The organism is Microbulbifer sp. ABF4_107 (assembly GCF_056312215.1).
In genome coordinates, this window is record NZ_CM149983.1 from 2442886 (window position 1) to 2455802 (window position 12917).

Below are 12917 nucleotides of genomic sequence, written 5' to 3' on the forward strand. Positions count from 1 at the left end.
CGGGGCGGTAACCAGATTACCACCCCGGGATTGCGGGTCGCTTACTTGCGTTTTTTACGGTTGGCCATGTGGATGGCGTGACCGTGAACCGCGAGAGCCGCTTCCTTGACTGCTTCGGAGAAGGTCGGGTGACCGAATACGGTCATGCCGATATCTTCCGCGCTGGAACCGAATTCCATCGCAATCGCTACCTGCTGCACCAGATCGGAGGCACTCGGGCCTACGATGTGGGCACCCAGTACACGATCGGTTTCAGCGTGGGCGATGATTTTCACCATGCCGCCGGATTCGTTCGCCGCAACCGCACGACCTACCGCCAGGAACGGGAACACACCTACGTTGTAGGGCTCGCCGTCGGCTTTCACCTGCTCTTCGGTGCGGCCAACCGCAGCGATTTCCGGGTGGGTGTAGATCACGTTCGGGATCACGTCGTAGTTCATCATCGGCTTCTGGCCGGCGATGCGCTCGGCAACCACCACGCCTTCTTCAGACGCTTTGTGGGCCAGCATCGGACCGCGCACCACGTCACCGATCGCCCATACGCCCGGTGCAGAAGTCATGCACAGGTCGTTGACGTAGATGAAGCCGCGCTCGTCCAGTTTTACACCAGCATCTTCAGACAGCAGGCCTTCGGTGTACGGGCGACGGCCCACACAGACGATCAGCTTGTCGAAGGTTTCGGTCTGCTCTTTGCCGTCTTTGTCCTGATAGGTCACGACAACTTCTTTGCCTTTCACTTCGCTGCCGGTTACGCGGCAAGACAGGCGAATGTCGAGGCCTTGTTTTTTCAGAATCTTCTGGGATTCTTTGGCAATCTGCTGGTCCATGATGGACAGGAAGCTGTCGAGGGCTTCCAGTACAACAACGTCGGAACCCAGGCGATTCCAAACGGAGCCCAGTTCCAGACCGATGACGCCAGCACCGATCACACCAAGGCGCTTGGGCACGTCGGTGAATTCCAGCGCGCCGGTGGAGTCAACAATCACTTTGTTGTCCACAGGGGCCGGCGGGATATTTACCGGTACGGAACCGGAAGCCAGGATCACGTTCTCGGCTTCGTAAGTGGTGGACTTACCGTCTTTATCGGTCACTTCCACTTTCTTGCCAGACAGCAATTTACCGGTACCTTCAATGGAGGTTACCTTGTTGGCCATAAACAGGCCGGAGATGCCGCCAGACATCTGCTTCACAACGCCTTCTTTGCGCTCGATCATTTTCTTGACGTCGATCTTTACCTTGCCGGTATCGATGCCGTGTACGTCGAGAGAGTCTTTGGCTTCGTGGTATTTCCAGGAGCTGTCCAGCAGCGCCTTGGAAGGAATACAGCCCACGTTCAGGCAGGTACCGCCATTAACGGTCTTGCCTTCTTTGTTTACCCATTTTTCAACACAGGCAGTTTTCAGACCCAGCTGCGCCGCGCGAATTGCAGCGACATAACCACCGGGGCCGGAGCCGATTACGATTACGTCAAATTTTTCTGACATGGTCTGTTCCAAATTTGAGTGGATTCAACGTATGCGAATAGTTACTCGCATAACCGGGGATCTTCCCGGCATTCCCTGAGACGGTCTTGATGCCGTTGATGCCAGCTCGAACGGCTGACTCATTGTTTAGGGCAGCAGTACCAACTGCCGCCCCATCTCCAAAATACTCTGCTTACACTTCCAGCAGGATGCGCGCAGGATCTTCGATCATTTCCTTGATCGCAACCAGGAAGCCAACCGCTTCCTTACCATCGATCAGGCGGTGGTCGTAAGACAGCGCCAGGTACATCATCGGCAGGATTTCTACCTTGCCGTCGACCGCCATCGGGCGCTCCTGGATTTTGTGCATACCCAGAATCGCTGTTTGCGGCGGGTTCAGAATCGGAGTGGACAGCAGGGAACCGAACACACCACCGTTGGTGATGGTGAAGGTACCGCCAGTCATCTCGTCAATGGACAGCTTGCCGTCGCGGGCGCGCAGACCCAGATCACGGATATTGTTTTCCAGGTCCGCAATGCCCATGTTTTCCGCGTTGCGCAGAATGGGAACTACCAGACCTTTCGGAGAGGAAACCGCAACACCGATGTCCTGGTAGCCGTGGTAAACAATGTCGTTGCCGTCGATAAACGCGTTCACCGCGGAGTAGCGCTTCAGCGCTTCTACGGCCGCTTTTACGAAGAAGCCCATAAAGCCCAGGCGAGTACCGTTGTGGGTTTTCTCGAACAGGTCTTTGTAGTTCTTGCGCAGATCCATGATCGGCTTCATGTTCACTTCGTTGAAGGTAGTGAGCATGGCAGTGGACTGGGAGGCGTCGAGCAGGCGCTCGGCGATGCGCTTGCGCATACGGGTCATGGGTACACGCTTCTCAACGCGCTCACCCGCTGCAACTTCAACCTGAGCGGCAGCCGCCGGTGCGCTCGCCGCAGGGGCAGAGCCGGCTTTCATCACGTCTTCTTTCAGTACGCGACCGCCTTTACCAGTGCCTTCAACACCGGCCAGGTTTACGCCTTTTTCCGCCGCCATTTTCTTGGCAGACGGCATGGCAATTTTCTCGCCGCCAGCGGCAGGCGCTTCGGCAGCCGGCGCTTCGGCTGGAGCCGGCGCTGCTTCGGAAGAGTCGCCAGCGCTGCCGCCCGCACCCTCTTCAAATTTGGCGATCACTTCGTTGGAGAGAACGGTGTCGCCCTCGCCCTTGATAATTTCGCTAATGGCGCCGTCAGCCGGTGCAACGACTTCCAGCACAACTTTGTCGGTTTCGATATCCACGATCAGTTCATCGCGGGACACAGCTTCACCCGGTTGTTTGTGCCAGGTGGCTACGGTGCCGTCCTGTACAGATTCCGGGAATGTTGGCGCTTTAATCTCGATGGTCATTGTTCCTGTTTCCTGAGATTGTCTTGGGCACCAGCTTTACCGGCGCCCTGCTCTTCGTTGTACTGCTGCCTTATTTGACAGTCAGCGCCTCGTTGATGAACGTATTCTGTTCTTCCAGATGGGTGGACATATAGCCCGCCGCCGGTGCAGCAGAAGCCGCGCGGCCGACATATTCCAGTTCCAGCTTGGGATGTGCTTCCTTCAGCAGGCGACGCAGGTGGTGCTGGCTGGAGTACCAGGCGCCCTGGTTCATGGGCTCTTCCTGACACCAGGCAACACTCTTGATGTTCTTGAATGCGGAAACCGCAGACAGGAACTCGTCGTCCGGGAATGGGTACAGCTGCTCCAGGCGAACCAGGGCAACATCTTCCTGCTCGCGCTCCATGCGCGCTTCCAGCAGATGGTAGTAGACCTTGCCGGAGCAGATGACCAGACGCTTCACCTTGGCTGGATCCACAGCGCCATCCTGGATAACGTTGTGGAACTTGCCATTGGCCAGCTCGTCCAGGCTGGAAGTCGCGAGCTTGTGACGCAGAATCCACTTGGGGCTCATGATGACCAGCGGGCGGCGCATCGGGCGAACCGCCTGGCGACGCAGCAGGTGGAAGATCTGAGCCGGCGTAGTGGCGTTGCACACCTGGATATTGTGCTCGGCACACAGTTGCATGAAACGTTCAAGGCGTGCAGAGGAGTGCTCCGGGCCCTGGCCTTCATAACCGTGCGGCAGCAGCATCACGAGGCCGCACATACGGCCCCACTTGTGCTCACCGGAAGTGATGAACTGGTCGATCACCACCTGGGCGCCGTTGGCGAAGTCACCGAACTGCGCTTCCCAGACCACCAGGGATTTCGGGGTGGTGGTGGCGTAGCCGTATTCGAACGCAAGCACCGCTTCTTCCGACAGCAGCGAGTCGTACATATCGAAACGCGGCTGACCTTCGTACATGTTCTGCAACGGTACGTAGCTCTGGCCGTCTTTCTGGCTGTGGATAACCGCGTGGCGGTGGGAGAAGGTACCGCGACCCACGTCCTCACCGGTGAAGCGGACCATATAGCCCTCTTCCAGCAACGTGCCGTAAGCCAGAGTTTCCGCCATGCCCCAGTTCAGTGGCAGGCCACCGCCGGCCATCTTGCGACGGTCGTCGTAAATTTTGGAAACCTGGCGTTGCATGACGATGCCGTCGGGCACAGTGGTCATGCGGGTGGCCACGTCTTTCAGCTTCTTCATCGGGAAGCTGGTGTCGCCTTCGGCCGTCCACTCGTGGTTCAGGTACGGGCGCCAGTCCACAAACATGGAAGAGTCCGGCTCTTTTACCAGACCCGTCGCCACATCTTCACCGCGGTCGAGTTTGTCCCGGTAATCGTTGGCCAGCTTGTCCGCCGCAGCCTTGTCCACCACACCTTCCGCAATCAGCTTGTCCGCGTACAGGGTACGGGTGGTCTTGTGCTTGCGGATGGTCTGATACATCAGCGGCTGGGTGCCGGAGGGATCGTCGGTCTCGTTGTGGCCGCGACGGCGGTAACACACCAGGTCGATGACGATGTCTTTCTTGAATTCGTAGCGGTAATCCACCGCCAGCAGACCGGCCAGAACCACCGCCTCCGGATCGTCACCATTTACGTGCAGCACCGGAGCGTCGATCATCTTCGCTACATCGGTACAGTACTCGGTGGAGCGGGCATCTTCGCGCTTGCTGGTGGTAAAGCCCACCTGGTTGTTCAGTACCAGGTGAATGGTGCCACCGGTGTAGTAGCCGCGGGTCTGGGACATCTGCAGGGTTTCCTGCACAACGCCCTGACCGGCAAAGGCCGCATCGCCGTGGATATTGATCGGCATTACCTTCTCACCGGTGCTGTCGCCGCGACGATCCTGACGGGCGCGCACGGAACCCACAACCACCGGGGCACAGATTTCCAGGTGCGAGGGGTTGAAGGCCAGCGCCAGGTGCACCTCACCGCCAGGGGTCATCACGTTGGATGAGAAGCCCTGGTGATACTTCACGTCACCAGAGGTATCCAGGGTTTTCTTGCCCTCAAATTCCTCGAACAGGTCCGACGGGTTTTTACCCAGGATGTTGACCAGTGTGTTCAGGCGACCGCGGTGGGCCATGCCGATGACAATTTCTTTCACGGCGTAGGTGCCGGAGCGGCGGATCAGCGCATCCATCAGCGGGATCAGGCTCTCGCCACCTTCCACGCCAAAACGCTTGGTACCCGGGTATTTGGAATCCAGGTGGCGCTCCAGGCCTTCCGCAGCAGACAGGCGCTGCAGGATTTCGGTGCGGATATCGTTGCCGAAATTGGGCTTGGACTGGCTGCGCTCGAGGCGCTGCTGGAACCACTGCTGTTCGTCCAGGTTGGACAGATGCATGATTTCAGCACCCAGGTTGCGGCAGTAGGTATTTTCCAGGCCTTCTACGATTTCACGCAGGGTCGCTTCGCCTTTACCAAAGAACAGGTCTCCGGTTTGGAAGGTGGTATCGAAGTCGCCTTCGGTGAGACCGTGGTAGTTCAGCTGCAGATCCGGCACCTGCTCACGGGCCATGATACCCAGAGGGTCTAGGGTGGCCTTTTTGTGGCCGCGGTGACGGTAGGAGTTGATCAGTTGCAGAACTTTGATCTGCTTGCGCTCGTGTTCAATGTTGACCGAGCCGGCGCCGGGGGCGGAGAGAGGGCGGGTACGGTTTTTCGCCAGCAACTCGAAGTGCTGACGAATCGCAGCGTGTGAGACATCACCGCCATTTACCCTCGGCAGGCTGTCAAAGTAGCTGCGCCATTCTTCCGGTACACCACTGGGGTCGTGCAGATAGGTCTCGTACAGATCTTCCACGTATCCGGCGTTGCCACCAGAGATATGCGAAGTCCGCCAGAGCGCCTCCATAGAGCTTTCGTGCATTAATGCCTACCTCAATTGACGGCGCGCACCCTTGAATATTGCGCCGCTCTTTCCTGTCTTTTCACTCACAAAAGGGGAGGTGCTGAAAAGACACCTCCCCTTTTTCGTATAGACCTGACACCTGCGCTGCTGTCGGCCTAATTGTGATTATTTTTGGCGGGAAACCCGCGTTCCCTAAGAGGGAAGTTCCCTACACGGCGCGGGTTATCAGCATGTTGCGGATATGTCCGATTGCCCGGGTAGGATTCAAACCTTTGGGGCAAACGTTGACGCAGTTCTGGATGCCGTGGCAACGGAAAACGCTGAACGGATCGTCCAGATTGCCAAGACGCTCGTCGGTGGCGTCGTCGCGGCTGTCCGCCAGGAAGCGGTAAGCCTGCAACAGGCCCGCCGGGCCGATGAACTTGTCCGGGTTCCACCAGAAAGAAGGACAAGACGTGGAACAACAGGCGCAGAGAATACACTCGTACAGGCCATCCAGTTTTGCACGGTCTTCCGGGGACTGCAGACGCTCAATGGCCGGAGCCGGTGTGCTGTTCTGCAGGAAGGGCTCGATTTTCTTGTACTGGGTGTAGAACTGCTCCATATCCACCACCAGGTCACGAATGACCGGCAGTCCGGGCAGCGGACGCAGTACCAGCTTGCCTTTCGGCGCCGCTTCAGAGATCGGCATGATACAGGCAAGACCGTTCTTACCGGAAATATTCATGCCGTCGGAGCCACAAACGCCTTCGCGACAGGAGCGGCGGAAAGACAGGGAAGGATCCTGGGCTTTCAGCAGTTCCAGTACGTCCAGCACCATCAAGTCTTTGCCCTGGGTGTCCAGATCGTAATCCTGCATATAAGGTGCAGAATCGGTTTCCGGGTTGTAACGGTAGATGCTTACTTTCAACATATTCTTTCCGCTCCCGAATTAGTAGGTACGCGCTTTCGGTTCGAAAGCTTCTACGGTGTTGGGCGCAAAGTTCACGGCACGCTTGCCAACACGTTTTTCCGCGGGGAAGAACATGGAGTGGCACAGCCAGTTTTCGTCGTCGCGCTCCTGGAAGTCTTCGCGGGCGTGGGCGCCGCGGCTTTCGGTGCGCACTTCGGCAGCGATCGCGGTGGCTTCGGCCACTTCCAGCAGGTTCTGCAGTTCCAGCGCTTCGATGCGCGCGGTGTTGAACGCCTTGGACTTGTCGTCCAGACGCACATTGGCGATGCGCCCGCGCAGATCGTCGAGCTTCTTAACGCCTTCGGCCATGTAGTCACCGCGGCGGAATACACCGAAGTGGTTCTGCATGACATTCTGCAGCTCGCTGCGCAGCGCTGCCGCACCTTCGCCATCGTTGGTATTGTCGATGCTGTTCAAGCGCGACATGGCCGCTTCGATGTCGGACTCGGAAGCTTCACGGTTCTCGATACCCTCGCGCAGAGCCTTCTCGATGAAGAGGCCGGAAGCGCGACCAAACACCACCAGGTCCAGCAGAGAGTTGCCACCCAGGCGGTTGGCACCGTGTACAGATACACAGGCAACTTCACCACAAGCGTACAAACCATCAATCACCTGATCGTTGCCAGCGGCGTCCTGGGTCAGGGCCTGGCCGTGCACATTAGTGGGAATACCACCCATCATGTAGTGACAGGTCGGTACAACCGGGATCGGCGCTTTCACCGGATCCACATGTGCGAAGGTTTTGGACAATTCACAGATACCGGGCAAGCGGCTGTGCAACAGCTCTTCACCCAGGTGATCCAGCTTCAGGTACACGTGATCGCCATTGGGGCCGGCACCGCGGCCATCGAGGATTTCCAACACCATTGAGCGGGCGACTACATCGCGGCCAGCCAGGTCTTTGGCATTGGGGGCGTAACGCTCCATAAAGCGCTCGCCATCTTTATTGATCAGGTAGCCGCCTTCACCACGGCAACCCTCGGTCACCAGAGTGCCCGCACCGTAAATGCCGGTGGGGTGGAACTGCCACATCTCGATATCCTGCACCGGCACGCCTGCGCGCAGCGCCATGCCAACGCCATCACCGGTATTGATGTGCGCATTGGTGGTCGATGCGAAAATTCGGCCCGCACCACCAGTCGCCAACACGGTGGCTTTGGATTTAATGAAGACCACTTCGCCGTCTTCGATACAGATGGCAATAACACCGACAATCGCACCGTCCTGGTTCTTCACCAGATCCACCGCGAACCATTCGTTCAGGAATACGGTGTTGTGCTTGACGTTGTTCTGATACAGGGTGTGCAACAGGGCGTGACCGGTACGGTCCGCCGCCGCGCAGGTGCGCGCAGCCTGACCACCGCGGCCAAAGTCCTTGGACTGGCCACCAAACGGACGCTGATAGATGCGGCCTTCTTTTGTACGGGAGAACGGCAGGCCCATGTGCTCGAGTTCGAACACAGCTTCGGGACCTACGGAACACATGTACTCGATCGCGTCCTGATCACCGATATAGTCGGAGCCTTTGACGGTGTCGTACATGTGCCAGCGCCAATCGTCATTGGGGTCATCGCTGGCGATCGCGCAGGTGATACCACCCTGGGCAGACACCGTATGAGAACGGGTCGGGAAGACTTTGGTGATTACAGCGGTCTTGAAGCCGGACTGGGCCATCTGCAGCGCCGCACGCATACCTGCGCCGCCGCCACCGATCACGATACCGTCAAAGGTTATTGTTCGCATATTCGACATGGTTTACACACCCCACAGAATTTCAAAGCCCCACACTGCATAGAACACGGCAACCGCGCCCAGCAGTACTTCAACCAGGATGCGCAAAACAGTGGCTTTGCCACCCATCATCCGGTTGGTGAGGTAATCGGTAACCACGGACCAGAGACCGATCCAGGCATGAGCAAGGGTGGAAAGCAGGGCAACCAGGCTGAATACGCGTACCCAGCGCTGTTCGAACAGCGCGGACCAGCTGGCGTAGCCAAAATCTTTGGAGAGGAAAATGAAACCCACTATAAAGAGGGTGTAAGCCACCAGTACCACGGCACTGATGCGCTGAATAAACCAGTCGTACAGGCCACTGCGGCCGAAACCAGTAACTGCCTTTACCATACCAGAACCCCCGCTAGCAGGATGAGCACAACTGAAAGCACCAGTACGATCACCGCTCCGCGACGGCCACCTTCCAGGCTCTCACCTAGACCCACATCCATCAACAGGTGACGCACACCCGCAATCAAGTGGTAAATGAGCGCAGCCAGAGAGGCCCACAAGACAAGCTTGGCCGGCACACTGGTAAAAAAGTCTGCTACTTTTTGGAAACCCTGCTCAGATTCCAGACTGGAATCCAGCATGCACAAAAGAAGTGCAACCACAGCGAAGAGCACCACACCGGAAATACGGTGCAGAATCGAAACCAACGCTGGCGCAGGGAGCTTGATAGTAGAAATGTCTAAATTGACAGGTCTGTTTTTGTTCACAGGAAAAACACCTTGTTGCCCTGAAAGACGGGGCGCCCGTTAGTTTTCTGTTTACCGGGCGAGCTTGCTGATCACTATCCACACAACCTGTTGAGGTCTTGTACAAAGTGGCCTTACCAAGGCGCAAGCCGCGCGGATTATAGGCATTCAAAATTCAAAACACAACGAACGGGAAGTCGCCAGAGGCGGCTTTGTACCAGTTGCAATCCACGCCACACACCAGACCATGGTATGAGACGCAATATTTGCCCCGATCACAGCGCACCCAAATTTACACGCCAGAATCCCAACCCAAGCAGGCAAAATCCCTGCCACTTTTACTCTATACGGAAGATCCTGCGGGCATCGAATTGGTCGACCAATTCGATTTGGTTTGACAATTTGAGGCGCGGCACTTAAGTTTGGCCGCGCTCAAAAGCCCGCTAGCCCCATATCCGCGTCCGGATGCCGCCAACGAAGGCCCTCCGAGCCCGCAGAATCCGGCACTTTCCGGGTTGTGCTTGCGTACAGAAAACGTCTGGATACGCCTTATCTATAAAAAGGTGATCACAGATACGCGCGGATAGCGCCCTCCCCGGGCCGTAGAATCACCGAATTCAATTAGTGATTTGTGTGGAAATAAAAAGCTGGCGAAAGAATAGTTTTTAGGAGTCCACAATGTCCGACAAGAAAGCTCAACTCACGGTCGACGGTATCGACGCACCTTACGACCTGCCGGTCTACTCAGGCACTGCCGGTCCCGACGTTGTTGACGTCAGCAGCCTGGCCAGCAAAGGCCTGTTCACCTACGACCCGGGCTTCATGTCCACCGCCTCCTGCGAATCCAAGATCACTTATATCGATGGCGCCAAGGGCGTACTGCTGCACCGCGGCTACCCCATCGAGCAACTGGCAGAGAAATCCGACTACCTGGAAACCTGCTACCTGCTGATGAACGGCGAACTGCCGAGTGCTGCGCAGAAGAAGGAATACGTCGACAGCATCATGAACCACACCATGGTGCATGAGTCTCTGGTCAACTTCTTCAAGGGCTTCCGCTACGATGCTCACCCGATGGCCATGATGTGTGGCGTTGTCGGCGCCCTCGCCTCCTTCTACCACGACTCCCTGGACATCACCGATCCCGAGCACCGCAAGATCTCAGCGGACCGCCTGATCGCCAAAATGCCGACCCTGGCCGCCATGTGCTACAAGCACAGCAAGGGCCAGCCGTTCATGTACCCGGACAACAGCCTGAGCTACTCCGAAAACTTCCTGCACATGATGTTCGGCAACCCCTGTGAGCCGAGCAAAATCGATCCGATTGTGGCCAAGGCCATGGACGTGATCTTCCTGCTGCACGCAGACCACGAGCAGAACGCCTCTACTTCTACCGTGCGTCTGGCCGGCTCCTCCGGTGCCAACCCCTTCGCCTGTATCTCCTCCGGCATCGCGACCCTGTGGGGCCCGGCACACGGCGGCGCCAACGAAGCGGTACTGAACATGCTGCAGGAAATCGGCGATGAAAGCCGTATCGACGAGTATGTTGCCAAGGCCAAAGACAAAAACGATCCGTTCCGCCTGATGGGCTTCGGACACCGCGTCTACAAGAACTTCGACCCGCGCTCCCGCGTCATGCAGGGTATCTGTGACGAAGTTCTGGGTGCCATGGGCGCCGAAAACGATCCGCTGCTGCGCATCGCCAAGAAGCTGGAAAAGATCGCCCTGGAAGACGAGTACTTCGTCGAGAAGAAACTCTACCCGAACGTGGACTTCTACTCAGGCATCATCATGAAGGCCATCGGTATTCCTACCGACATGTTCACCGTGATCTTCGCCACCGGCCGCACCGCCGGCTGGATCGCCCACTGGAACGAAATGATCTCCAACCCATACAAGATTGGCCGTCCGCGCCAGCTGTACACCGGCTACACCGCGCGCGACTACGTATCCCTGGACAATCGCTAAGCGACCACTCCAGAACAGAAAAACCCGGCAAATGCCGGGTTTTTTTATGCCTGAAAATTCTGTTCGCCCAGTTCCGGGCACGACAAATCCCCCACACCTGACGGTGCGGGGGATTGTTTTTTACATCAGCCGATATTACGGCAGGGTATGAACGTGACTACCCACCGGTCCTGAGAAGATGCCACCGTCGTGCATATCCCAGTTAATGGACCAGGTCATTACACCGTTAAATGTAGGGTACGCCTGTGACGGCGTCAGCGTGTCACAGTTCAGCTGCTGGGTCAGACAATCCAGGGCACTGTTAATGTCGGCCGTAGTCGCAAAACCGCTACCAGCGGCGCGGGGACCAGACGGTAGTGCGAGACCCACCTGATCCGGGCGCAAGCCCTCAAAGAATCCCGCGTCACCATAGCCGAGAGGGAAACCTTCGATCAGCATCAGTGCTGAAGCCACCATCATGTCCACAGTGCCTGCCGCATACGCCTGCCCGCGGTAAGGCGTGGCCAGACTGCCATTGTTGTACAGCTGCACATGCAGTAAATCCAGGTCATCGCGCAGCTGGTCGATCATCGGCAAATAGGCGCCCCAGATACCGGTGTAAGATACGTAGCCGCCCTGCACATACGGATGCTCCGGTGCCATGGACAGGTACATGCCCGGGTACTGTTGTTTCAGCTGCTTGACGGCATTCACCATGTTCTGGATCACAGGTGCTCCATGCATCACACCGGCGCCGGACTCCAGATCGATATCGATCCCGTCAAATCCGTACTCGTCGATCATTGCCGCAGTACTGTTCACGAAGTTGGTGACATTTTCCTCGGTATTGAGAGTCACTGTACCCTTCTCGCCACCGTAGGAAGCAATCACGATTTTTCCGGCGGCTCGTTTGGCAGCAATGTCGGCAATAAACTGCTGCTTGTCCAGGCCTGGATCGAGATTGAATTCGATATTGCCATTGCCCGCGTCATCGACAAAAGCCACCACAATCACGTCCCATACATCTGAGACTTCGCTTATGCGATACAGGCCAGATCCGTTGTCAAAGTTGTGCCAGTACCCCACCAGAGCATGCTTCGGTAACAGGCCGCTGTTACCACCGGACGATGAGCCACCAGACGAGCTGCTGGAACTGGATGACGAGCTCGAACCGCCACTGGATGAACTACTGGAAGATGAGGAGCTACCGCAATCACCGACCTGACTCCAGGCGTCCTGCCAGTGAGCACCTACTCCCGGCTCATAAGCCCAGGCAGCACTGGAAGAACACCAGCCTGCGATATTGCACTGGAATTCCAGACCCACGTTCTGCACCAGCTGGCCCGCGGCATAGCTTGTGCCCGCTACATATTGCAACGACGTGCAGGAGCCACCGCCGGACCCGCCACTCGAGCTCGACGATGAACTGGAAGAAGAGCTTGAAGAAGATGAAGAACTGGATGAGCTGGAAGATGAGGAGCTGGAAGATGAAGAACTGGACGAGGACGAGCCGCCATCACAGGCGCCGTCGTAAGCCCACACATCCCAGGTGCCCGAGTGGGTCGCCGGGTTCTGGTTTTGCGTCCACCATTTTGCGGTATAGGCGTTTCCCAGGTGCTGAACCGAGTCATCCCCCACATAAATGCCGGCACTCTGCCAATCCGGTCGCGCACTGCAGTCTACTGCCGCGGCCTCGATCGAAAACAACCCGAGCGCAAGCAGGCTCATTAATTGCCTTTTCATAGCGTTTTCCTAAGTTATTTTTAGAAGGTTTGCTTACACAGACATCGGAAAGAGCAGAGGGCGCCGT

Annotated in this window: 9 protein-coding genes; 1 reads left to right on the top strand and 8 read right to left on the bottom strand. The window is 57.2% G+C overall.

Translation table 11 applies throughout. From position 1 onward, the window contains the following. Positions 1-41 precede the first annotated feature (41 nt). The 7 genes from lpdA to sdhC form a co-directional block, all read right to left on the bottom strand. Complete coding sequence (gene lpdA, locus ACYX4K_RS10130; RefSeq protein WP_475092246.1) at positions 42-1484, bottom strand: dihydrolipoyl dehydrogenase; 1443 nt, start codon at positions 1482-1484, stop codon at positions 42-44. Positions 1485-1656: 172 nt separating this feature from the next. After that, positions 1657-2859 (bottom strand): 2-oxoglutarate dehydrogenase complex dihydrolipoyllysine-residue succinyltransferase, encoded by a 1203-nt coding sequence (gene odhB / locus ACYX4K_RS10135; protein WP_476178689.1) that lies wholly within the window; start codon positions 2857-2859, stop codon positions 1657-1659. A gap of 70 nt (positions 2860-2929) precedes the next feature. Next, complete coding sequence (locus ACYX4K_RS10140; protein ID WP_475092244.1) at positions 2930-5755, bottom strand: 2-oxoglutarate dehydrogenase E1 component; 2826 nt, start codon at positions 5753-5755, stop codon at positions 2930-2932. A gap of 190 nt (positions 5756-5945) precedes the next feature. After that, complete coding sequence (locus ACYX4K_RS10145) at positions 5946-6650, bottom strand: succinate dehydrogenase iron-sulfur subunit (RefSeq protein ID WP_475092243.1); 705 nt, start codon at positions 6648-6650, stop codon at positions 5946-5948. Between the two features lie 18 nt (positions 6651-6668). After that, positions 6669-8441 carry a succinate dehydrogenase flavoprotein subunit gene (sdhA, locus tag ACYX4K_RS10150; RefSeq protein ID WP_475092242.1) on the bottom strand — a complete coding sequence of 591 codons (1773 nt, stop codon included), beginning with the start codon at positions 8439-8441 and terminating at the stop codon, positions 6669-6671. Positions 8442-8444: 3 nt separating this feature from the next. After that, complete coding sequence (gene sdhD / locus ACYX4K_RS10155) at positions 8445-8813, bottom strand: succinate dehydrogenase, hydrophobic membrane anchor protein (RefSeq protein ID WP_475092241.1); 369 nt, start codon at positions 8811-8813, stop codon at positions 8445-8447. Further along, positions 8807-9181, bottom strand: coding sequence for a succinate dehydrogenase, cytochrome b556 subunit (gene sdhC / locus ACYX4K_RS10160; protein ID WP_475092240.1), 375 nt, complete (start codon positions 9179-9181; stop codon positions 8807-8809). The genes sdhD and sdhC overlap by 7 nt, the downstream gene beginning before the upstream one ends. A gap of 657 nt (positions 9182-9838) precedes the next feature. Here sdhC and gltA point away from each other — a divergent pair. After that, entirely contained in the window at positions 9839-11128 is a 1290-nt protein-coding gene (gene gltA / locus ACYX4K_RS10165; RefSeq protein WP_475092239.1) for a citrate synthase, read from the top strand. Between the two features lie 135 nt (positions 11129-11263). Here the strand turns inward: gltA and ACYX4K_RS10170 are convergent, their stop codons facing one another. Beyond that, the gene (locus ACYX4K_RS10170; RefSeq protein ID WP_475092238.1) at positions 11264-12850 is read right to left on the bottom strand and encodes a glycosyl hydrolase family 18 protein; all 1587 of its coding nucleotides are present in this window, start codon (positions 12848-12850) and stop codon (positions 11264-11266) included. Between the last annotated feature and the right edge of the window lie 67 nt (positions 12851-12917).